The sequence below is a fragment of the Daejeonella sp. AP26 genome, from assembly GCF_056680515.1.
Map to the genome: position 1 here is coordinate 279,776 of NZ_CM155286.1, position 23,374 is coordinate 303,149.

The window sequence follows — 23,374 nt, forward strand, 5'->3', positions numbered from 1 at the left end:
TGATGAAAAGAATGTTGCAGTCATATTTCGGATTCACAAAGAAAGAGTTAAACGGAATATTGATTTTATGCATTTTAATTATGCTCATCCTGATCTTTCCATGGGTGTACAGTCAATTCAGGAAGCCCGAAGTTCACAGCTTCGATAATTTTGATCTGGAGATGAAAGAATTTCTAGCTTCAGCTAGGTTAAAAACCCCTGAAAACTATAATAAAGTACGCGACAACATAGAAGACGCCGAGCTAAAAACAACTTACTATTATTTTGATCCAAATGGTCTGGAGGAAAGCAAATGGCGAAAGCTGGGCCTGTCTGCCCGGCAGATCAAAGTCATTAAAAACTACGAGTCGAAAGGTGGGCGGTTCTACAAAAAGGAAGATCTGAAAAAGATGTATAGTATCTCTGAACGAATGTACCAGCAACTGGAGCCCTATATTCTTATCCCATCTGACGGAAAGCAAGTTAAAGTTTATCCCCGGTCTTATTCTGAGAACAATTCACAAAAAACTTATCCGTCAACGACCGAATCTTTAAAGGCAGTTGAACTTAATACTGCTGATTCAACTCAACTGGAAAACTTGAGAGGAATCGGACCAGCATTTTCTGCGCGAATAGTCAAGTACAGGAACAAGCTGGGGGGCTTCTATAAAAAAGAGCAACTCCTTGATGTGTATGGTATTGATTCAGGAAAATTCGAAGGCTTGAAGAATCAAGTATTCGTTGATCCTTCGATCATTCAAAAGATAAATGTGAATACAGCCACTTTCGATGAGTTTAAAAGACATCCTTATCTATCGTATAAACAGATGAACGCAATTATCCAATACCGCAAACAGCATGGTAGTTACCAGTCAGTAGAAGATTTAAGAAAAATAGCGATCATCAATGAAGAGATTTTACGTAAAATTGAGCCTTATTTAACTTATTGATGATCCAAGCGAAACTAAAGGCTGCAATACGCGATGTCCCTGACTTTCCAAAGCCCGGAATTCTTTTTAAAGACATTACTCCAATCCTTAAAGATGCCGCTTTGTGCTGCGAAATTGTTGATGCATTTGCGGCAAAATTAGAAAATGTAGACATCGATGTGATTGCAGGCATTGAGAGTCGTGGCTTTCTATTTGGTTTAATGCTTGCTAACAAACTAAAAGTGCCTTTTGTACCTATTCGAAAACAAGGTAAACTTCCGTTTAAGAAAATCGCGCAACCCTGCGAGTTAGAGTATGGTTCAGCTATTCTGGAACTTCACGAGGATGCCATTGTGCCCGGTCAGAAAGTATTGATCCATGATGACCTGCTTGCCACAGGCGGCACGGTGAATGCAGCCACCCGGTTGGTTCACCAGCTTGATGGTGTAGTTGCTGGGTATGCATTTGTTATAAGCCTTGATTTTTTGAAGGGGAGAGAAGCTTTAAAGTCTCATACCTCTAATATAATTTCCCTGGTTTCTTTTTAAATTTGCTGGGTTATTCAGCGGTATTTTCCCATACGGCTTTTAATCAAAGTAAATGGACTCAAAACCGCTTTGTTCCATTTTTTGAGATTTTATACAAGGCTCAGAAAAGTCTATACTTGCAAAAATCAATCTAAATTGTATGCATTCAACAGTGGTAGCTGAACAAAACGGACCAAACTTCTGTAAGTCCGAAAATCAGCAAATGATTATTAACATGGTTCGCGATTTCACCGAAAAGAATATCCGCCCTTATGTAATGGAGTGGGATGAGGCACAAACTTTTCCGGTAGAGACTTTTAAGAAACTGGGCGACCTTGGCTTAATGGGGGTATTAGTTCCGGAAGAATACGGAGGTTCGGGGCTTGGTTATTTTGAGTATGTAAACGTTATTGTCGAGATCGCGAAGGTTTGCGGTTCGATCGGCTTATCAGTGGCCGCACATAATTCTTTGTGTACGGGTCATATTCTTGCTTTTGCAAATGACGAACAAAAATCAAGGTGGCTTCCTAAACTAGCAACTGCCGAATGGATTGGTGCCTGGGGCTTAACAGAAGCCAACACTGGCTCTGATGCCATGGGGATGAATACAACCGCGGTTCTGGATGGCGACCACTACGTAATTAATGGTTCTAAGAACTGGATCACGCACGGAAAGACAGGCGATGTAGCAGTCGTAATGGTTAGAACGGGGGACAAAGGAAGTTCGAAAGGCATTTCTACCATTGTGATAGAAAAGGGCACGCCTGGTTTTACTCACGGTAAGAAGGAGAACAAGCTTGGAATGCGCGCTTCTGAAACTACAGAGCTTATTTTTGATAACTGTCGGGTTCCCAAAGAAAATCTTTTGGGTAAAGAAGGAGAAGGATTTAAACAGGCTATGTATGTGTTAGATGGCGGACGTATTTCCATCGCGGCATTATCACTTGGGATAGCCAAAGGAGCTTTTGAAGCGGCGGTTGCTTATTCAAAGGAGCGGCAGCAATTTGGTAAACCTATTTCAAGCTTCCAGGGTATATCATTCAAATTAGCCGATATGGCTACGGAGATCGAGGCCGCCGAATTGCTAATCATGCAGGCAGCAGATTTGAAAAATAGGGGTAGGAGTGTTACTAAGGAATCGGCTATGGCAAAATATTTTGCTTCCGAGGTTTGCGTTAGAGCATCTACTGAAGCCGTACAGATCTTTGGGGGCTATGGCTACACGAAAGATTTCCCTGTAGAGAAATTTTACCGTGACAGTAAGTTATGCACAATAGGAGAAGGAACCTCTGAAATACAGAAACTCGTTATTGCCAGAGAAGTATTGAAATAGAAAGCAATACAATATATTCGAAAAGCGGTCGTGGAAAGTTTCCACGACCGCTTTTTTTGTTTAACATTTTCAACCTTTTAAGACACTTTTTTAGCTCTAAGTAGTTCTGCTTCAGCAAAAGTGCCTTTTAAGCTATTTCAGCGGAAGGATAGGTGACTAAGAATTGAACAGGAACTAAATCAGACGCGACTGCATTAATATCATTGGGTTTCTAGGCTTGTGTGATACAAGCTTCGGAGAATCCCATTAAACTAATTGGAGCTGTGGCTTTACGGTCTTAAACAGAAACTAATTTTATAACCGGTTTTATTCAATTCCGCTTAGATTCGATTTGTTGGCGAGCTGTTTATTAATTAAATTTAGTTTAGAATGACGAATCAGTCACGCTTGCATATATTTGCTGAACTTAAAGATGTTTGCAGATTCGACTAGCTTTCATCTAGTGTTTTAATAGCTTTTTAGATCTGCACAATGGTGCTCGATAATTCTTGGCCTTGATGATATCATTTGTAAAAAAAGTAAACCTTTGTTTTCTTGTGCTGCTTTTGCTTCTGAGTCTGATTTCCGCCTCAGCACAAATACTTCCTCCCAGGAGTCAAACGGATACTGTTTTCTTTAATCTGAATGACAAACCCGTTCAGATCATTCGGTATCAATATGGTGATCCTCATATTCGCTTCCTATCGTTACATGATACCGAAAAGACCGGATTGAGAGCTGCTTTTAAGTTTATGGGAATTCATGGAGGCTGCGTTATCGAACTGCAATATGGAAAAGTTCGCAATATCGATTTTTCCGACAGTTTGAGACAGTTCTCATTCGACCCGAACAATATGTTTACTTATGAGGGCGCATACATCGGTTTAGCCAGGAACAGCTCGCCTCGAATTCATGATGGCTTGCCTGAAAAGGTACAGGCCTTGGGGAATAAAGTGCTGGATTTTGGGAGTTTGGATAGTCTTGGTGTAATTGTTACGCTGCATAATAATTATAATGGAGGATTTTCTATATTCTCTTATACCCAGGGGAATTATCTGGAGACAAGCGCTGACGATGTTTTTATCAATAGTGCGATGGATCCGGACGATTTGATTTTTGTAACTGATCGTAGGTTTTTTGAATATCTGAAGAAGAAGGAAGTTAATGTAGTGTTGCAAAGCATACAGGTGCCCGACGATGGTTCTTTGTCTGTTTCCGCCATGCAAAACAACATTCCGTACGCTAATGTAGAAGTGCAGCACGGGCACCTTGATGAGAATTACAGGTTGATACTGATTGTAAACGACATGATCAAAGAGATTGCCCCTTCCTATCAGCTAAGTAATAAGCAATGAACAAATCCCACCTCTAAAAGGCGGCGTTACGTCCCCGACGATTTATAACAGAAATGATACTGAAAAGCTTTAATTTGTGTGCAACAAATGATTTCTCATGTCGTCTAATTATCGTGCACACCTGCTCGGGGAATCAAAAAATTTGCGGGGCAGCCTTATCGGTAAGTTAAATTAACAGTCTGTACTACAAGGAGATTTGCTTTGTATTAACGTATTGCTATTCGTTTGTTTATCTGCTCGCGCCTCTCTCCTCAAAAGCTGACTAAAGTTTTACAGTTTTAAATCTAAACGACATGAAAAAGTTAATTTTAATGATGGCTTTGAGCGGCTTGCTTACCCTGGCTTTTGTAAATACAAGCATTGCTCAAATTAAACTTCCTGAGGTCAAAATTACCAGCCCTGACCAACTTCCCGTGAAAGTTACGAAAGCTTTTCAAAGCACATTTCCTGATGCAAAAACTCCTACCTGGTATCACCCTAATAAGAATTATGTAGTTACATTCTTAATGAATGATATTAAGCATAACGCATTATTTTCCAAAAATGGGTATTTGATCTATCAGATAAGCTACGGTAACGAAAACACCATTCCGGGAGAAATGCAATCGCAAGTTGAAAAACAGTTTGAGGGTTATAATATTATTGCCGCAATCAACGTGAAGCAAGATGGGCGCGATATGTGGTTCATTACGGGGGAGGGGCAAAAGGATTTCCTGAATGTAAGTGTTGAAGAAGGAGTGATGTCCAGACCAACTAAAGTGAAACGCTATGGTCCTAAAGCTGCTTTGGTAAGAGGGAGGGATGATTAGCCCGATTTCATTACGTTAATTTTTAATACAAAGGTTTAAGGATCCGGATGAAAAGTTCGGATCCTTTTTAGTTTAAATTATATGTTAATTTACCGTACTGCTAATTGAGTATTAATCGCAGAATAGCATCTATCGTTTAACAGCCATGTTGAAAAGTGTTAAAGCAACCATTCTAATAATTCTCCTGACGCTGCCTTGCAAAGTGGTTTTTGGAACTGGACAAGCTCCCGACAGATTAATTTATCAAGGAGATACACTCGCATTGTTCGCAAATCCGCTTGAACAACTTTATCGAAATGGTTTATCGAGACCAGATTTCTTCAATGGAAGAGGGGCCTGTTGGACTACTGGTTGCTGGAGAGGGTATCAAGCTACCTGGATCATCGAAGACGAGAATCTATATTTAAAGGAAATAGCTAGTTGTTGCTTTTATGAGGACGGCATTAAAGCAGACTTAAAGGAATTATTTGGCAGCAAGTATGCCGATGGTAAGGTTAAGGCAGATTGGTTTACCGACACGGTAATAGCCCCACAGGGAAAGCGACTCTATTATGTTCACATGGGATATAATTCGATTTATGAAAAGGAGCTGGAGCTGAAATTTCAAAAGGGCAGGTTGATCGGTACAGTTATGTACGACAATGCTAAATCCAGACCATCAGTTTACAATGGGAATGAGAAGAAGCTTGAGGAGTTTATTTATTCCAATATTGACTGGTCAAAATTACCGGAGACCAGCAAGAAGGCGATCCGGGTTGTGGCATATTTCTCCGCTAATGAGCACGGAGTTGTTGATAGTGTAGAGATCATGCCAGGCTGTCCACGTAAGTATGATCGGGAGACCATCAGAGTGATAAAAAGTATTCCTGATTGGGACGTTGTTTACAAGCGCGGGCAATTCCATAGAAGTCGACGAGGCTTTCGAATAGTCTTCAGTGAAGCAAATAAGCTGAAGTATTTAAATCGAAGTCGAGGTTAGAAATCTTGTAAATCCCCTTGCTCGACCCGACCTTATATAAGTAGATAAGTGGAAGGGGAGGTGGTCTTCCACTCTGTATCTTATACCAGCAATCTAGAATTAAGAAGAACAATTAAAGCTACCGGGAGGTGAGGGCGCCTTATATAGTTTTACGCCCTGTAAAACACCGCAATCTGTTAAAGCAGCAGAACTAATCATCTCCCTATCTCGTGTTCCGCTTACTATGTGCTTACTATGTGCTTACTATGTGATCCTTCGATCATGATATAATAAGCACCTTGTTAGTACATAGTTAATATATAGTCATCCTATTAGTAATTCGAAGGAAAGTTCGGAAAAAATGAGAGTGGAAAATGAACTGTGTCAAAAAGTAAAAAACATACTTTAGCCGCAGTTTATTATGAATAAGAAAGAGGAACTCGATTACGAGTTAATGAAAAAGAAAGCCCTTGAGCAATTTCGTTCGGGCAAGTCCCTGTTTGGAAGAGAGGGTGCCTTTGCACCCTTGATAAAAAGTTTTTTGGAAGCAACTTTGGAGGCTGAGATGGAAAGTCATCTGGATGAGGGTGAACGCCAGTCCGGGAACCGCCGGAACGGCAAAACCAGTAAGCAGATCAGGACCGGTAGCGGCACCCTAAGCATCGATACTCCGCGGGACCGCTCCTCCAGTTTTGAACCTCAGCTCATCAAAAAGCGGGAAACTATTCTGGCCGAAAGCCTGGAGGAGAGAATCTTATGCATGTATAGCACCGGAATGAGTTTGCGGGATATTTCCAGTCATATTAAGGCCATATACGATACGGATATCAGCCACAGTACCTTATCGGCCATTACCGATAAGATCATTCCGCAGGTGAAGGAATGGCAGTCGCGTCCTCTGGATGAGCTCTATACGACTGTGTGGCTGGATGCCATGCACTACAAAGTGAAAGCAGATTATCAGATCGTCTCGCGTGCGGTCTATAATATCCTGGGGATCAACCGGCATGGCCGGAAAGAACTGCTGGGCATGTATATTTCTCACAGTGAGGGAGCTAACTTCTGGTTATCGGTATTGACCGATCTGCAAAACCGCGGTGTGAAGGACATCCTGATTGCCTGTATCGATAACCTGAATGGATTTGCGGAAGCCATTCAGGCAGCCTTTCCCAAAACGGAAATACAAAGTTGCATTGTTCACCAGATTCGCAACAGCCTGAAGTACGTAGCCACCAAGGATAAACCGGAGTTCATGAAGAGTTTAAGGCCCGTATATCAGGCCACTACCCTGGACCTAGCCGAGCTGCGACTGGATGATCTGGAAGCACAATGGGGCAAGAAATATGAGAAGGTGATCGACTCGTGGCGGCGAAACTGGCCCAAGCTATCCACCTATTTCCGATATGATCTGGCGATTCGAAAGATGATTTACACCACCAATGCGATTGAGGCTTTTCACCGGCAGCTTCGTAAAGTAACCAAGACCAAAGGGGCTTTTACCTCCGATATGGCCCTGTTGAAGCTCATCTACCTGGCTCAAAACAGAATCAGTGAACGATGGACCTTAGCACTTCCCAACTGGGCGCAGACCGCTCAGAAGTTGGCGATTTGGTTTCCCGAGAGAATGAAATTAGATTTGAGCTAATTGGTAACCGCCCCTTTGGCCCTTTGGTGGGGCCAGGGGCTCACAACAAATGACACAGTTCATTTTACAGACCCTAAAAAATGTAAAGGTGAAAGCCAGGTATCGTACGGATTTAGTAGAATGAAACGAACAGGGTTTGCAGGAATGGTGGAGCTGTTCTAAGTTGAAAGTTAATGAAAATAGCTTTTCATATTCTTACACTTTTTCTTACATTTGCAATCCAGAAAACGAGAGGAGGTATTTTTAACCATGATCATTATCAACGTAAAAGACGGCGAATCATTAGACAAGGCATTAAAACGCTTTAAAAAGAAGTTCGAAAAAACAGGAGTTTTAAAAGAACTTCGTAGCCGCCAGGCGTACGAGAAAAAATCCATCACTCGTAGAACTGCTGTTAAAAAGGCGATTTACAAGCAAGGATTAAATCAGGAAACTGTTTAATTTCCTTTATTCTTATAATACGATTAAAACTATTTGTACCTTCACCCTTAGGTGATGTGCAAATAGTTTTTCATGTTTACAGAACGTTTTATAAGGTATCTTCAATTCGAAAAAAGGTATTCTGCCCATACCATTGCTGCCTACCAAAAAGATCTTGATCAGTTTGCCGGTTTCCTTAATTTACTTGAAATAGAAATTCAGGAAGCTTCTCACACCCATATCCGTTCGTGGATGGTAGAGATGATGGATAAAGGTGCGGATAGCAGATCTATTAATCGTAAAGGTTCTACTTTACGATCATTTTACAAGTTCTTACTTCGTGAACAAGCGGTTTCTGCAAACCCAATGCTAAGGATTCAATCGCTGAAAACCGCAAAGCGTTTACCCGTAGTGGTTGAGGATAAGAAACTGGGTATCTGGTTAGACCAGGAATCAGCCAGAAAAACAGATAATATGGTTGGTGAAATCGACTTTGCCAAGCTCAGAGACCTTTTGGTAGTAGAGATTTTGTTTGGGACAGGTATACGCTCTGCTGAACTCATTACATTAAAGGAATCGGATGTAGATGTTTACAACAGCCAGATTAAAGTCTTGGGCAAGCGCAATAAGGAGCGCTTGATTCCGGTAAACAACACCCTGCTCAATTTAATTAATGAATATATTGAGATAAAAAAAACAATAAAATTTGATAACAATACTGGAGTGTTAATCGTTACCAATACTGGTAATTCGACCTATCCTAAACACATTTATCGTATAGTGAAATCTTGTTTGACTAACATATCTACCAACGATAAAAAGAGCCCACACGTATTGCGACATACTTTTGCAACGAGCTTGCTGAATAACGGTGCTGATCTGAATGCTATCAAAGAGCTATTAGGACATGCCAGTTTAGCTGCTACGCAAGTATATACTCATAATTCTGTGGAAAGATTAAAAACAATTTATAAACAAGCCCATCCAAAGGCCTAAAAAAGGAGGAAACATGAAAATCCGAGTGCAATCGATTCATTTTACAGCAGATGCTAAGCTGCTGGATTTTATCCAACGAAGAGTAGATAAGCTGGATCAGTTTTTTGATCAGATTATAAGTGGTGAGGTTTATTTGAAATTAGAAAATACTGAAGATGAAGAAAATAAGATAACGGAAATTAAGATATTAATCCCGGGTAACGATTTATTTGCGAAAGAACAATGCAAAACCTTCGAAGAGGCAACGGATAAAGCAATTGAGTCGTTACGCCGCCAGGTAGACAAGCATAAAGACAAGTTACGCTCAAAAATGAGCAATCATAAAGAGATAGCCATTCCAAGCGAAGGGCTGTAGTTGCTAGCAGTTTTATTTATCTGCATTTCAATGGATTTTCGGCAGTTGAAAAAGCTGCCGAAAATTTTTTTCAAAAAATTTTGTTCAGCTCTTATTTTTTGTAGATTTGCATTCCCTTACGGAAAGGTCATCAACTAATGTTTTTGATAAGAAGAAAGGGTTGTTCTTTAAGGATTGAAAAATAATTAAAGATGTAGCATTTAGCCTCCTTAGCTCAGCTGGTAGAGCAACTGACTTGTAATCAGTAGGTCATTGGTTCGATCCCGATAGGAGGCTCAGATGAGATTTACGATTTTGGAATTATAATTTACGGTTTTTCCGATCGTAAATCTAATATCCAGACAATCGTAAATCAACAGGGGGGATTCCAGAGCGGTCAAATGGGACGGACTGTAAATCCGTTACTTCGGTTTCGAAGGTTCGAATCCTTCTCCCCCCACCATCAAATTAGCAAATTAGCTAATTAGCACGTTGATTAAGCGGAAGTAGCTCAGTTGGTAGAGCGATAGCCTTCCAAGCTATAGGTCGCGAGTTCGAACCTCGTCTTCCGCTCTTAATATTTGGCAGCCGGCATTGGCCGTGTGAAGTTTTTTCTGTTTTGAAAACTGTAACCTTTCTGCCCGCAAGCAGGCTTAAGCTACAAATAACGAAATAAGCCGACTTAGCTCAGCGGTAGAGCACTTCCTTGGTAAGGAAGAGGTCATGGGTTCAATTCCCATAGTTGGCTCAAAATTTTAATTATAATAACAATTAAATTAACCTAATAATAAGTATAATAAACATGGCAAAAGAAAAATTTGACCGTAGTAAGCCGCATTTAAACATCGGTACTATCGGTCACGTTGACCACGGTAAAACAACCTTAACTGCAGCTATCACTAAAGTGTTATCTGATGCAGGTTTTTCTGAGGCACGTTCATTTGAATCAATTGACTCTGCTCCGGAAGAAAAAGAAAGAGGCATCACGATTAATACTGCACACGTGGAGTATTCAACTCAAACTCGTCACTATGCTCACGTTGACTGTCCAGGTCACGCGGATTACGTGAAGAACATGGTTACTGGTGCGGCTCAGATGGATGGTGCAATTTTAGTAGTTGCTTCTACTGATGGTCCAATGCCACAAACCCGTGAGCACATCCTATTGGCTCGTCAGGTTGGTGTGCCTTCGTTAGTTGTGTTTATGAACAAAGTAGACATGGTTGATGATCCTGAATTGTTAGAGCTTGTTGAAATGGAAATTCGTGAATTATTATCATTCTACGAATATCCAGGTGATGACATTCCGGTAATCCAAGGTTCTGCTTTGGGTGGATTAAACGGTGATCCGAAATGGGTTGAAAAGATTCTCGAGCTTATGGCTGCAGTAGATTCTTATATTCCAATTCCTCCACGTTTGACTGAGCTTCCTTTCTTGATGCCTGTTGAAGACGTATTCTCGATCACTGGTCGTGGTACTGTTGCAACTGGTCGTATCGAAAGAGGTGTTATCAACTCAGGTGAGCAGGTTGACATTTTAGGTATGGGAGCTGAAAACTTAAAATCTGTTGTTACAGGTGTTGAGATGTTCCGTAAAATATTAGACAGAGGTGAAGCTGGTGACAACGTAGGTTTATTATTACGTGGTATTGAGAAAACTGATATCCGTCGTGGTATGGTTATCTGTAAGCCAGGTTCTGTTACGCCTCACACAGATTTCAAAGCTGAGATCTATGTATTATCGAAAGCTGAGGGTGGTCGTCACACTCCGTTCTTTAACAAATATCGTCCGCAATTCTATTTCCGTACTACAGACGTTACTGGTGAGATTTCACTAGCTGAAGGTGTAGAAATGGTTATGCCAGGTGATAACGTTACCATCACTGTAAAGTTGATCAACGCTATTGCAATGGAGAAAGGTCTTCGTTTCGCTATCCGTGAAGGTGGTAGAACAGTTGGTGCCGGACAAGTAACTGAGATTTTAAAATAATAAAATTTCAGAATAAGGTTAATTGGATAACATAAGTCCGCCTTTGTGTGGACTTATGTTTTCTTATAATTAACGAGCTTGGTTTTGAATGATTAAGGACTAAGCTTAATATATACACGGGCATAGTTCAATGGTAGAATAGAGGTCTCCAAAACCTTTGATCAGGGTTCGAATCCTTGTGCCCGTGCTTACGCTAAACAAAACATGGCTAACGTAGTAGAGTATTTAAAAGAGTCATACATTGAGATGACTCAAAAAGTAAGCTGGCCAACCTGGTTGGAGTTGCAAAATTCAGCAGTATTGGTGTTGGTTGCCTCGGTTATCATTTCATTGCTAATATTGGCAATGGACGAAACTGCTGGTAATGCCCTTAAGATGTTCTATAATTCTCTCGCCTAAATAGCATAATAATGAGTGATCAATTGAAATGGTATGTGGTTAGAGCAGTAAGCGGAAAAGAAAAAAAGGTTAAGCAATACTTAGAAGCAGAAATAAACCGTTTAGGTATCTCCGAATTAATTCCACAGGTTTTAATACCAATGGAAAAATACTATCAGATGCGTGATGGCAAAAAGATTGCAAAGGAGCGCAATTTTTACCCAGGTTACGTACTAATTGAAGCTGCGTTGAATGGCGAGCTGGAACACGTTATTAAGGGAATTAATAGCGTTATCGGCTTTTTGGGAGATAAGTCCGGGAATGCTGTTCCGATGCGTCCGGCAGAGGTTAACCGTATTTTGGGAAAAGTAGATGAGATGACCGTTCAGGGCGAATCCATGAACGTACCATACTATGTTGGTGAAAACGTTAAAGTAATGGATGGACCATTCAACGGATTTACCGGCGTGATTGAAGAAGTAAATGAAGAGAAAAAGAAACTTAAGGTAATGGTGAAGATCTTCGGCAGAAGAACGCCACTTGAGTTGAATTATATGCAGGTAGAGAAGGAGTAGATAGTATTTAGTAGGTAGTACTTAGTACTAACTGCCCTCGGATACTAGGAATATTATACTCTAACTACTATGTACTAAATACTAAGTACTATAAAGATCTTAAATGTTACATGCTTCCACTATTAACATTGAGTAATAAATAAATTAAGTAAAATGGCAAAAGAAGTCGGTGCGTTAGTAAAATTACAAATCAAAGGCGGCGCTGCTAATCCATCACCACCGGTAGGACCTGCATTGGGTGCTAAAGGTGTTAACATTATGGAATTTTGCAAGCAGTTTAATGCTCGTACTCAGGATAAACCTGGTAAAGTATTGCCTGTTGTAATTACTGTCTATGTTGACAAGTCTTTTGAATTTATCATTAAAACTCCTCCTGTAGCTATCCAGTTATTAGAAGCAACAGGTTTAAAGGGTGGTTCTGCAGAGCCCAACCGTAAAAAAGTTTCTAGCGTAAGCTGGGAGCAGGTTGAGTCTATTGCGAAAGATAAAATGACCGACTTGAATGCATTCTCTGTAGAGTCAGCCATGAAAATGGTTGCGGGCACAGCACGCAGTATGGGAATTACCGTTAGCGGTAGTGCGCCCTGGAACAATTAATTAACACAAATCAGTTTAAGAAGTGGCTAGATTAACAAAGAATCAAAAAAAGGCACATTCCAAAATTGAGGAAGGTAAAGCATATCCATTAAATCAGGCTTCTGCCTTGGTTAAAGATATTACTACTACTAAATTTGATGCTTCGGTAGACCTGGATGTACGCTTAGGCGTAGATCCGCGTAAAGCGAACCAAATGGTACGTGGTATTGCCACACTTCCTCATGGAACCGGTAAAACTGTCCGTGTTTTAGTTTTATGTACTCCTGATAAGGAAGAAGAAGCTAAGGCAGCAGGTGCAGATTACGTGGGTCTGGATGAATATATTGCCAAAATTGAAGGTGGATGGACTGACGTTGATATCATTATTACCATGCCTAGTGTGATGGCAAAAGTGGGTAAGCTGGGCCGTATTTTAGGTCCGCGTAACCTGATGCCAAATCCTAAGTCAGGAACTGTAACTCCAGAAGTTGGAAAAGCAGTTACTGAGGTTAAAGCAGGTAAGATCGATTTCAAGGTTGACAAAACAGGTATCATCCATGCTTCTATCGGAAAAGTATCATTTGATGCTGACAAAATTTATGAGAACGCTTTGGAATTAATTTCAGTGATCTCTAAATTAAAACCATCAGCTGCTAAGGGAACTTATTTCAAGAGCATTCACATGTCGTCGACGATGAGTCCTGGAATTGAAATTGAAACTAAATCAGCGGGGGTTTAATCATGAGAAAAGAAGAAAAGCACGAAGTTGTTTTAGCTTTAACCGAGCAGATTAAGGAGTACGGTAATTTTTATATTACCGATACGGCAAACCTGACAGTTGCAAAAGTAAATGCTATCCGTCGTAAATGTTTTGAGAGCGATATCAAAATGCAAGTAGCTAAAAACTCATTGATCAGAAAAGCTATGGAAGCTGCTGATGGTGATTATAGTGAAATGTATGATGTACTTAAAGGCTCATCATCTATTATGTTTTCTAAAGCAGCAAACGCTCCGGCTAAGCTGATCAAACAACTTAGAAAGCAAGGTGATAAGCCTGTACTGAAAGCAGCTTACATTGATTCAGCAGTATTTATCGGTGATAACCAGTTAGATGCATTAGTGAACCTTAAATCTAAGGAAGAATTAGTAGCAGATATCATTGCATTGCTGCAATCTCCAGCTAAGAACGTTATATCAGGCTTACAGTCAGGTGGTAACAAATTGGCAGGAATCGTTAAAACATTACAAGAAAGAGGTTAACGAACACCTAAAGTTCGAATTGAATTAAAACAAAGAATTGAATTTTAAAATTTAAATAAAATGGCAGATTTAAAATCGTTTGCTGAGCAATTAGTAAACTTAACAGTAAAAGAAGTTAACGAATTAGCTCAAATATTAAAAGATGAGTATGGTATTGAGCCTGCTGCAGCTGTTGCTGTTGCTGGTCCTGCTGCTGGCGCTGATGCACCTGCTGCTGCGGCTGAGCAAACTGCTTTTGATGTAATCTTAAAAGAAGCTGGTGGCGCTAAATTAGCGGTAGTTAAATTAGTGAAAGATTTAACCGGATTAGGTTTGAAAGAAGCTAAAGACTTAGTGGATGGCGCACCTAAAGAAGTTAAAACTGGCGTTGACAAAGCTGAGGCAGAAAGCCTGAAAAAACAATTAGAAGAAGCAGGAGCTGTAGTTGAAATTAAGTAATCTTAATTACAATATTAAATGGTCATTTAGACCCCGATTTTCGTCGGGGTCTATTGCCATTTCTATCATTCCCATTTTTGTTTGACTTACAAAGCCGGTTTAACCCGCAAAAAAAGTCACAGTTTATTTTTTAAACTAAATTCTCATTCCCTTGGCAAACAAAAATAAGCACACCGAAAGAGTAAATTTTGCTACCAGTAAGCATGTGTTGGATTATCCAGACTTTCTGGATGTGCAGTTGCAATCTTTCAAGGAGTTTTTCCAACTAGAAACAACCTCAGATAACCGTCACCAGGAAGGTCTGTTTAAGGTGTTTTCAGAAAACTTCCCGATCTCTGATTCCCGGAATATCTTCGTTTTAGAATTTCTGGATTATTTCATTGATCCGCCGCGTTATGATATACAGGAATGTATAGAACGTGGTTTAACACACAGTGTTCCGTTAAAAGCGAAGCTTCGTCTTTCTTGTAACGACGAAGAGCACGAGGATTTTGAAACAATTGTTCAGGATGTATACCTGGGAACTATCCCATACATGACTCCAAAAGGAACATTTGTAATTAACGGCGCGGAGCGGGTAATTGTATCCCAGCTTCACCGTTCACCGGGAGTGTTCTTTGGCCAAAGCCGTCACACGAACGGTACTAAGTTATATTCTGCCCGGGTTATTCCTTTTAAAGGTTCTTGGATCGAGTTTGCAACTGACGTAAATAACGTGATGTATGCTTACATTGACCGTAAGAAAAAATTCCCGGTTACCACGTTACTTCGTGCTATCGGTTATTCTGATGACAAGGACATCCTTGAATTATTTGAATTAGCTGATGAGGTTAAAGTAAGTAAATCTGGTTTGAAGAAATTCATTGGCCGTAAGCTTGCCGCGAGGGTATTGAGAAAGTGGGTAGAAGATTTTGTTGATGAAGACACTGGTGAGGTAGTTTCAATCGACCGTAATGAGATCATTATGGAACGTGAAACGGTCCTTCAGGACGAACATATTGATCTGATCATCGAGGCTGGCGTTAAAACGGTTATTTTAACTAAGGATGACGCAATCAACAGCGGTGATTATACCATTATATATAATACACTACAAAAAGATACTTCGAACTCTGAGAAGGAAGCGGTAGAACATATCTATCGTCAATTACGTAACGCTGAACCGCCTGATGAAGAAACAGCTCGTGGTATCATCGACCGTTTATTCTTCTCGGATAAAAGATATGATTTAGGAGATGTTGGTCGTTACCGTATCAACCGTAAATTGAAATTAGATACCCCTGTTGCAACGAAAGTATTAACCAAGCAGGATATCATCGCGATTGTTAAGTACCTGATCAAGTTGATCAACTCTAAAGCAGAAGTGGATGATATCGATCACTTGTCAAATCGTCGGGTGCGTACAGTAGGTGAGCAGTTATACGCTCAGTTTGGTGTAGGTTTAGCACGTATGGCCAGAACAATTCGTGAGCGGATGAACATCCGTGACAACGAAGTGTTCACGCCAACGGATCTGATTAATGCACGTACACTTTCTTCTGTGATCAACTCGTTCTTCGGAACTAACCAGTTATCACAGTTCATGGATCAAACCAATCCTCTGGCAGAGATTACGCACAAGCGTCGTCTGTCAGCTTTAGGTCCTGGTGGTCTTTCACGTGAGCGTGCAGGTTTTGAGGTTCGTGACGTTCACTACACTCACTACGGTCGTTTATGTACTATTGAAACACCCGAGGGTCCAAACATTGGTCTGATTTCATCTCTTTGCGTTCACGCGAAGATCAACAACTTAGGTTTCATCGAAACTCCTTATCGTAAGGTTGACGATGGTCGTGTAGTTGTTGAAGAGCCGGTAATTTATTTATCAGCTGAGGATGAAGAAGGAAAAACAATCGGACAAGCAAATGCTCAGTATGATGACAATGGTGTTTTCGCCACTCCTCATGTTAAAGCACGTTACGAAGGTGACTTCCCGGTAATTGAGCCTAAGAAACTTGATTTAATGGACATCGCTCCAAACCAGATCACTTCTATTGCAGCCTCACTTATTCCATTTCTGGAACATGATGATGCTAACCGTGCATTGATGGGATCGAACATGCAGCGCCAGGCTGTGCCTTTATTACGTCCGGAAGCGCCAATTGTTGGTACCGGATTGGAAGGCCGTGTGGCTCGTGACTCTCGTACCCTGATCAATGCAGAAGGAAATGGTGTAGTTGAATACGTAGATGCTAATGAGATCAAAATCCGTTACGAACGTAATGATGATGATGTTTTGGTTTCTTTTGAAGGTGAGGTTAAATCTTACCGTCTGATCAAATTCAAGAAAACTAACCAGAGTACTTGTATTAACTTGAAGCCGATCGTTAAGAAAGGTCAGAAAGTTGAAAAAGGACAAGTTCTTTGCGAAGGATATGCAACTCAAGATGGCGAATTAGCCTTAGGTCGTAACTTGAAAGTGGCGTTCATGCCATGGCAAGGTTTCAACTTTGAGGATGCGATCGTTATCTCTGAGCGTGTAGTTTCTGAAGATATCTTTACTTCTTTACACATTGAGGAATTCGAACTTGAAGTGCGTGATACAAAACGTGGCGAGGAAGAATTGACACCGGATATTCCTAACGTATCAGAAGAGGCTACTAAAGACCTTGATGAGAACGGTATTATTCGTGTTGGAGCTGAAGTAAAAGAAGGGGATATTCTGATCGGTAAGATCACTCCAAAAGGAGAATCTGATCCTTCACCTGAAGAAAAATTGCTTCGTGCAATCTTTGGTGATAAAGCCGGTGATGTGAAGGATGCTTCCTTAAAAACTCCGCCGTCTATTCACGGTGTGGTTATCGATACTAAGTTATTCTCACGTGCTAAGAAAACCACGAAGGCCGAAGAAAAGGCATTGATCGAGAAATTGGACGCTCGTCATAACAAGGCAACCAAGGAACTTAAGGAATCATTAATCGACAAGTTATTCACCATCGTTAACGGTAAAACTTCACAAGGCGTTTTCAACGTTTACAAAGAGTTACTGGTAGCAAAAGGTGTTAAATTCACTCAGAAAGTTTTAGTTGAGTTAGAGTATTCTAACATTAACCCAACTAAATGGACAACTGATGAAGATAAAAATGAGCTGATCAAACAAACTCTTCACAACTACAACATCAAGTTGAACGAAGAGCTTGGTGCTTATAAGCGTGATAAGTTTGCAATCTCGGTAGGGGATGAGCTTCCATCAGGTATCGTTCAGATGGCTAAAGTCTACATCGCTAAGAAGCGTAAGCTTAAAGTGGGTGATAAAATGGCTGGTCGTCACGGTAACAAGGGTATTGTTGCCCGTATCGTTCGTGATGAAGATATGCCGTTCCTGGAAGATGGAACTCCGGTAGATATTGTGCTAAACCCACTTGGTGTACCATCGCGTATGAACCTTGGACAGATCTACGAGACCGTTTTAGGATGGGCTGGTAAGGAGCTGGGGATGAAATTCGCTACTCCTATTTTTGATGGTGCAAGCCATGATGAGGTAGAAGGATGGGTTGCTAAAGCAGGTGTTCCGGCTTCTGGTCGTACATATTTATACAATGGTTTAACCGGAGATCGTTTTGACCAGCAGACTACAGTAGGTATTATCTACATGCTGAAGTTAGGTCACATGGTTGATGATAAAATGCACGCCCGTTCAATCGGACCGTACTCTTTAATCACCCAACAGCCATTAGGTGGTAAGGCACAATTCGGTGGTCAGCGTTTTGGTGAGATGGAGGTTTGGGCATTAGAGGCATTCGGTGCTGCTAATATCCTTCAGGAAATCTTAACTGTTAAATCTGATGACGTGGTTGGACGTGCAAAAACCTACGAGGCGATTGTTAAGGGTGAAAACCTGCCAACACCTTCAGTTCCTGAATCATTCAATGTATTGGTTCATGAGTTAAGAGGATTAGGTTTAGATATTACGTTAGACTAAATAGTATATGGTATAAAGTATCAAGTAGCAAGACGGGGCATTGCCTGAATCTTATTACTTGATACCTGATACCTGATACTCCAAAAAAAGAGCTATGTCTTACAAAAAGGATAATAAAATCAAAAGTAATTTCACCTCGATTACCATTAGTTTGGCGTCTCCGGAGTCAATCCTGGAGCGATCAAGCGGTGAGGTGTTAAAACCGGAAACAATTAACTACCGGACTTACAAACCCGAGCGGGATGGTTTGTTCTGCGAACGCATTTTTGGTCCTGTAAAGGATTACGAATGTCATTGCGGTAAATACAAGCGTATTCGTTACAAGGGTATTGTTTGTGACCGTTGCGGTGTTGAAGTAACCGAGAAAAAAGTACGTCGTGAGCGTATGGGACACATCAACTTGGTGGTTCCTGTTGCACACATCTGGTACTTCCGTTCATTGCCGAATAAGATTGGTTATTTATTAGGCTTGCCTACTAAAAAACTGGATCTGATCATTTATTATGAACGTTATGTAGTTATCCAGGCTGGTATTAAAGAAGCTGACGGAATTAACAGGATGGATTTCCTGACAGAGGAAGAATACCTTGATATTCTGGATACCTTACCAAAAGAAAACCAGTATTTAGACGATAAAGATCCACAGAAATTCATCGCTAAGATGGGTGCTGATGCTTTACAGGATCTTTTAAGCCGCTTAGATTTAGATCAGCAGTCGTATGATCTTCGTCACCAGGCAGCTAACGAAACTTCACAACAACGTAAAAATGAAGCGTTAAAGCGTCTTCAGGTTGTTGAGGCTTTCCGTGGTGCGAATACACGTATTCAGAATAACCCGGAGTGGATGATCGTTAAGATCGTTCCTGTAATTCCACCTGAATTACGTCCGTTAGTTCCTTTGGAAGGTGGTCGTTTTGCTACTTCTGATTTAAATGATTTATACCGTCGTGTGATTATCCGTAACAACCGTTTAAAGCGTTTGATCGAGATTAAAGCACCGGAAGTTATTTTACGTAACGAAAAAAGAATGCTGCAGGAAGCTGTGGATTCATTATTTGATAACTCACGTAAAGTAAACGCTGTTAAAACAGAGGGTAACCGTGCCCTGAAATCACTTTCAGATATTCTGAAAGGTAAGCAAGGTCGTTTCCGTCAGAACTTATTAGGTAAGCGTGTGGATTATTCAGCACGTTCTGTAATTGTTGTAGGACCAAACTTGAAATTACACGAGTGCGGTTTACCTAAAGATATGGCCGCGGAGCTTTTCAAACCGTTCATTATTCGTAAGATGATTGAGCGTGGTGTTGTAAAGACCGTGAAATCAGCTAAGAAAATTGTGGATCGTAAAGATCCAATCGTTTGGGATATTCTTGAGAACGTATTAAAAGGTCACCCGGTATTATTAAACCGTGCACCTACGTTACACCGTTTAGGTATTCAGTCCTTCCAGCCTAAGTTGGTAGAAGGTAAAGCGATTCAGTTGCATCCGTTAGTGTGTACGGCATTTAACGCGGATTTTGACGGTGACCAGATGGCAGTGCATTTACCTTTAGGTAATGCTGCAATCCTGGAAGCCCAAATGCTGATGTTGGCTTCGCATAACATTTTGAATCCTGCAAACGGTACTCCAATTACTGTTCCTTCTCAGGATATGGTTTTGGGTCTGTACTATATTACTAAAGGCCGAAGAACAGATGCTGGTCGTGTGGTAAAAGGACAAGATCAAACTTTCTACTCAGCTGAAGAAGTAATTATCGCTTACAATGAGCGAATGATTGATCTTCATGCTTTCATCAAGGTGAAAACCAATGTGAAAGAGAAAGACGGATCGATAGTTAATAAGATCATTGATACTACAGTAGGTCGTGTGTTGTTTAATCAACACGTACCGAAAGAAGTAGGCTTTATCAATGAGCTGCTTACTAAGAAATCGCTTCGTGATATTATTGGTGAGGTAGTAAAAATAACCGGTATGGCTCGTTCCGCTCAGTTCCTTGATGATATCAAAGAATTGGGATTCTTAATGGCATTCCAGGGTGGATTATCGTTTAATCTTCAGGATCTTAATATTCCTGATGAGAAAGTAACGCTGATTGCTCAGGCTACCAAAGAGGTTCAGGAAGTTATGGGTAACTATAACATGGGTTTCATCACCAATAACGAACGTTACAACCAGATCATCGATATCTGGACTCGTATCAACAATCGTTTGACGGCCAATGTAATGGATATCCTTTCAAATGATAACCAGGGCTTCAATTCGGTGTACATGATGCTTGATTCAGGTGCGCGTGGTTCAAAAGAGCAGATTCGTCAGCTTTGCGGAATGCGTGGATTGATGGCTAAGCCTCAAAAATCAGGTTCGGGTGGCGAGATTATTGAAAATCCGATTCTGTCTAACTTTAAGGAAGGGTTGTCTGTATTGGAGTACTTCATTTCTACTCACGGTGCGCGTAAAGGTTTAGCGGATACGGCTTTGAAAACAGCTGATGCTGGTTACTTAACCCGTCGTTTACATGATGTTGCTCAGGATATGATCGTGGGGGAAGTGGATTGCGGAACTTTAAGAGGTATTTTCACCACAGCGTTGAAAGATAATGAGGATGTTGTTGAACCATTATTTGATCGTATACTGGGTCGTACTACTTTACATGACGTTTATGATCCATTAACAAACGAATTGTTAGTGTCAGCTGGGGAAGATATTGAAGAAGCGATTGCTTATAGAATTGAGAATTCACCACTTGAAGGAATTGAAATCCGTTCCGTATTAACTTGTGAAAGCAAACGTGGTGTGTGTAGCTTATGCTATGGCCGTAACCTTGCTTCCGGTAAACGTGTGCAAATGGGAGAGGCTGTTGGTGTTATCGCAGCTCAGTCAATTGGTGAGCCTGGTACACAGTTAACACTTCGTACTTTCCACGTGGGTGGTACCGCATCTAACATTGCAGCAGAATCTCAGATTCATGCGAAGTTTGATGGTATCATTGAATTTGAAAACGTTCGTACAGTTAGTCACGAAACAGAAGAAGGGCCGGTTGAAGTAGTATTAGGTCGTTCTGGTGAGTTCCGGATTATTGAGCCTGGAACCAACAAAATGATCATGGCTAACAACATTCCTTACGGAGCGAATCTGTATGTGAAGGATGGGGAGAAAATCTCTAAAGGCGATCGTATTTGTAGCTGGGATCCGTACAATGCGGTTATTATCTCCGAGTTTGAAGGTAAAGCAGAGTTTGAATCAATCATTGAAGGCGTTACATTCCGTGAGGAATCTGACGAGCAAACTGGTCACCGCGAGAAAGTAATTATTGATACACGTGATAAGACTAAAAACCCGGTTATCCGCGTAGCTGATAAGGCTGGAAACGGGTTGAAAGGTTATAATATTCCAGTTGGTGCTCACATTGCAGTGGATGAAGGTGAGAAGGTGAAAATGGGCCAGGTGATTGTTAAGATCCCTCGGTCAACCGGGAAAACAAGAGATATTACAGGTGGTCTACCACGTGTGACCGAGTTGTTTGAAGCACGTAACCCATCTAACCCTGCGGTAGTGACCGAGATTGATGGTGTTGTAACTTTAGCTGGTGTTAAACGTGGTAACCGTGAGATGTCCATCGAGTCAAAAGACGGGCAAATCAAGAAGTACCTGGTTCCTCTTTCTAAGCACATCCTTGTTCAGGATAATGACTTCGTGAAAGCTGGTATGCCATTATCTGATGGTTCCATTTCTCCTGCTGATATTCTTAATATCAAGGGTCCGGCAGCGGTTCAGGAATACCTTGTAAATGGTATTCAGGAAGTTTACCGTCTGCAGGGTGTGAAGATCAACGATAAGCACTTTGAAACCATTGTTCACCAAATGATGCAGAAAGTGATGATCGAAGATGCTGGGGACACCCGTTTCCTTGAAAAAGAACTTGTTGATCGTTGGGACTTCCAAAAAGAAAATGACGAGATCTATGACAAGAAGGTAGTTACCGAGCCTGGTGATTCTACTAATCTTAAAGCTGGACAGATCATCTCAGTTCGTAAGTTACGTGATGAAAACTCTATTTTAAGACGTAAGGATATGAAACTTGTAGAAGCACGCGATGCAATTGCTGCAACTTCAAGCCAGATGTTGCAAGGTATAACACGTGCATCTCTTGGTACTAAATCATTTATCTCTGCGGCTTCCTTCCAGGAAACTACCAAAGTATTAAACGAAGCGGCTATCAGCGGAAAACGTGATAACCTCTTAGGTTTGAAAGAGAACGTAATCGTAGGTCACCTGATTCCATCAGGAACTGGCTTACGTCATTACGAGCGGATCATAGTTGGTTCTCAGGAAGAATACGATAAGCTATTAGCTTCAAAACAAGAAGAAGTAGAAGCGTAATCCTCAAACTAATATTTAAAAGAGTCCTCCCATAAACCGGAGGACTTTTTTTTATGCGGTTATTTTTATAGATTTATTATTGAGCCAGTTAGTACAAAGGCAGTCAATACATTTATTTGCCTTTTTTCGAATTCCCTGATGCATTCTTCAAATGAACTGTGATAGGGTAAATAGAGCGTTAATAATACTTTTTCTAAAATCTTCTTTTCAATCCGGACTTTTTTAATTTTACCTCATGGAAGAACAAAATATCGAAAACCAGTTAAATATTGAATTATCAGAGGAGGTAGCGGAAGGAACATACTCCAACCTGGCTATAATAACACATTCAAATACTGAGTTTGTAGTGGATTTTATACGGGTCATGCCAGGAGTGCCAAAAGCACGTGTTAAATCGCGGATTGTTTTAACTCCTGAACATGCAAAACGCTTTATGCGGGCGTTGGAGGATAATATCGAAAAATTTGAGGCGGTTAATGGACGAATCAAAATCATCGATGAATCTAAAGCCTTTCCTATGAATTTTGGAGGACCTACAGCGCAGGCATAAG

The 23,374-nt window shown here is 40.8% G+C and carries 20 protein-coding genes and 5 tRNA genes; all 25 read left to right on the top strand.

Annotation, left to right across the window (positions count from 1 at the left end; genetic code table 11):
* Positions 1-2 precede the first annotated feature (2 nt).
* The 25 genes from AC1MCB_RS01100 to AC1MCB_RS01220 all read left to right on the top strand — a co-directional run bounded on the left by AC1MCB_RS01100 (position 3) and on the right by AC1MCB_RS01220 (position 23,373).
* On the top strand, positions 3-929 hold the full coding sequence (locus tag AC1MCB_RS01100) for a ComEA family DNA-binding protein (RefSeq protein ID WP_479966902.1): 927 nt from the start codon (positions 3-5) through the stop codon (positions 927-929).
* On the top strand, positions 929-1,456 hold the full coding sequence (locus AC1MCB_RS01105) for an adenine phosphoribosyltransferase (RefSeq protein WP_479966903.1): 528 nt from the start codon (positions 929-931) through the stop codon (positions 1,454-1,456). Before AC1MCB_RS01100 ends, AC1MCB_RS01105 begins: the two co-directional genes overlap by 1 nt.
* Before the next feature lie 139 nt (positions 1,457-1,595).
* Positions 1,596-2,768: an acyl-CoA dehydrogenase gene (locus tag AC1MCB_RS01110; protein WP_479966904.1), complete on the top strand. Its 1,173-nt coding sequence runs from the start codon at positions 1,596-1,598 to the stop codon at positions 2,766-2,768.
* 497 nt (positions 2,769-3,265) lie between these two features.
* Positions 3,266-4,102 (top strand): hypothetical protein, encoded by an 837-nt coding sequence (locus AC1MCB_RS01115; RefSeq protein WP_479966905.1) that lies wholly within the window; start codon positions 3,266-3,268, stop codon positions 4,100-4,102.
* 293 nt (positions 4,103-4,395) lie between these two features.
* Complete coding sequence (locus tag AC1MCB_RS01120; RefSeq protein WP_479966906.1) at positions 4,396-4,911, top strand: hypothetical protein; 516 nt, start codon at positions 4,396-4,398, stop codon at positions 4,909-4,911.
* 145 nt (positions 4,912-5,056) lie between these two features.
* Positions 5,057-5,890 carry a hypothetical protein gene (locus tag AC1MCB_RS01125; protein WP_479966907.1) on the top strand — a complete coding sequence of 278 codons (834 nt, stop codon included), beginning with the start codon at positions 5,057-5,059 and terminating at the stop codon, positions 5,888-5,890.
* A gap of 400 nt (positions 5,891-6,290) precedes the next feature.
* Positions 6,291-7,514: an IS256 family transposase gene (locus tag AC1MCB_RS01130; protein WP_479966343.1), complete on the top strand. Its 1,224-nt coding sequence runs from the start codon at positions 6,291-6,293 to the stop codon at positions 7,512-7,514.
* Between the two features lie 249 nt (positions 7,515-7,763).
* Complete coding sequence (rpsU, locus tag AC1MCB_RS01135; RefSeq protein WP_479966908.1) at positions 7,764-7,955, top strand: 30S ribosomal protein S21; 192 nt, start codon at positions 7,764-7,766, stop codon at positions 7,953-7,955.
* A 72-nt stretch (positions 7,956-8,027) separates the two neighbouring features.
* Complete coding sequence (locus AC1MCB_RS01140) at positions 8,028-8,930, top strand: tyrosine-type recombinase/integrase (protein WP_479966909.1); 903 nt, start codon at positions 8,028-8,030, stop codon at positions 8,928-8,930.
* Positions 8,931-8,943: 13 nt separating this feature from the next.
* Positions 8,944-9,285 carry a ribosome hibernation-promoting factor, HPF/YfiA family gene (gene hpf / locus AC1MCB_RS01145; protein ID WP_479966910.1) on the top strand — a complete coding sequence of 114 codons (342 nt, stop codon included), beginning with the start codon at positions 8,944-8,946 and terminating at the stop codon, positions 9,283-9,285.
* A gap of 203 nt (positions 9,286-9,488) precedes the next feature.
* Positions 9,489-9,561, top strand: a tRNA-Thr gene (locus AC1MCB_RS01150).
* A gap of 82 nt (positions 9,562-9,643) precedes the next feature.
* Positions 9,644-9,727 (top strand) — tRNA-Tyr (locus tag AC1MCB_RS01155).
* Between the two features lie 37 nt (positions 9,728-9,764).
* Positions 9,765-9,837, top strand: a tRNA-Gly gene (locus AC1MCB_RS01160).
* 103 nt (positions 9,838-9,940) lie between these two features.
* Positions 9,941-10,012: transfer RNA gene (locus AC1MCB_RS01165), tRNA-Thr, on the top strand.
* 54 nt (positions 10,013-10,066) lie between these two features.
* Positions 10,067-11,254 carry an elongation factor Tu gene (gene tuf, locus AC1MCB_RS01170; RefSeq protein ID WP_479966911.1) on the top strand — a complete coding sequence of 396 codons (1,188 nt, stop codon included), beginning with the start codon at positions 10,067-10,069 and terminating at the stop codon, positions 11,252-11,254.
* 116 nt (positions 11,255-11,370) lie between these two features.
* A tRNA-Trp gene (locus AC1MCB_RS01175) sits at positions 11,371-11,441 on the top strand.
* Positions 11,442-11,458: 17 nt separating this feature from the next.
* Entirely contained in the window at positions 11,459-11,653 is a 195-nt protein-coding gene (gene secE, locus AC1MCB_RS01180; RefSeq protein ID WP_479966912.1) for a preprotein translocase subunit SecE, read from the top strand.
* An 11-nt stretch (positions 11,654-11,664) separates the two neighbouring features.
* Positions 11,665-12,207 (top strand): transcription termination/antitermination protein NusG, encoded by a 543-nt coding sequence (gene nusG / locus AC1MCB_RS01185; protein ID WP_479966913.1) that lies wholly within the window; start codon positions 11,665-11,667, stop codon positions 12,205-12,207.
* A 153-nt stretch (positions 12,208-12,360) separates the two neighbouring features.
* Positions 12,361-12,804, top strand: coding sequence for a 50S ribosomal protein L11 (gene rplK / locus AC1MCB_RS01190; RefSeq protein WP_479966914.1), 444 nt, complete (start codon positions 12,361-12,363; stop codon positions 12,802-12,804).
* Between the two features lie 22 nt (positions 12,805-12,826).
* On the top strand, positions 12,827-13,522 hold the full coding sequence (gene rplA, locus AC1MCB_RS01195; RefSeq protein ID WP_479966915.1) for a 50S ribosomal protein L1: 696 nt from the start codon (positions 12,827-12,829) through the stop codon (positions 13,520-13,522).
* A gap of 2 nt (positions 13,523-13,524) precedes the next feature.
* Positions 13,525-14,043, top strand: coding sequence for a 50S ribosomal protein L10 (gene rplJ / locus AC1MCB_RS01200; RefSeq protein WP_479966916.1), 519 nt, complete (start codon positions 13,525-13,527; stop codon positions 14,041-14,043).
* Positions 14,044-14,103: 60 nt separating this feature from the next.
* Positions 14,104-14,481: a 50S ribosomal protein L7/L12 gene (gene rplL, locus AC1MCB_RS01205; RefSeq protein ID WP_479966917.1), complete on the top strand. Its 378-nt coding sequence runs from the start codon at positions 14,104-14,106 to the stop codon at positions 14,479-14,481.
* A gap of 151 nt (positions 14,482-14,632) precedes the next feature.
* Entirely contained in the window at positions 14,633-18,442 is a 3,810-nt protein-coding gene (gene rpoB, locus AC1MCB_RS01210) for a DNA-directed RNA polymerase subunit beta (protein WP_479966918.1), read from the top strand.
* A gap of 94 nt (positions 18,443-18,536) precedes the next feature.
* Positions 18,537-22,823 (top strand): DNA-directed RNA polymerase subunit beta', encoded by a 4,287-nt coding sequence (gene rpoC, locus AC1MCB_RS01215; RefSeq protein ID WP_479966919.1) that lies wholly within the window; start codon positions 18,537-18,539, stop codon positions 22,821-22,823.
* A 235-nt stretch (positions 22,824-23,058) separates the two neighbouring features.
* Positions 23,059-23,373 carry a DUF3467 domain-containing protein gene (locus AC1MCB_RS01220; protein ID WP_479966920.1) on the top strand — a complete coding sequence of 105 codons (315 nt, stop codon included), beginning with the start codon at positions 23,059-23,061 and terminating at the stop codon, positions 23,371-23,373.
* Position 23,374 lies beyond the last annotated feature (1 nt).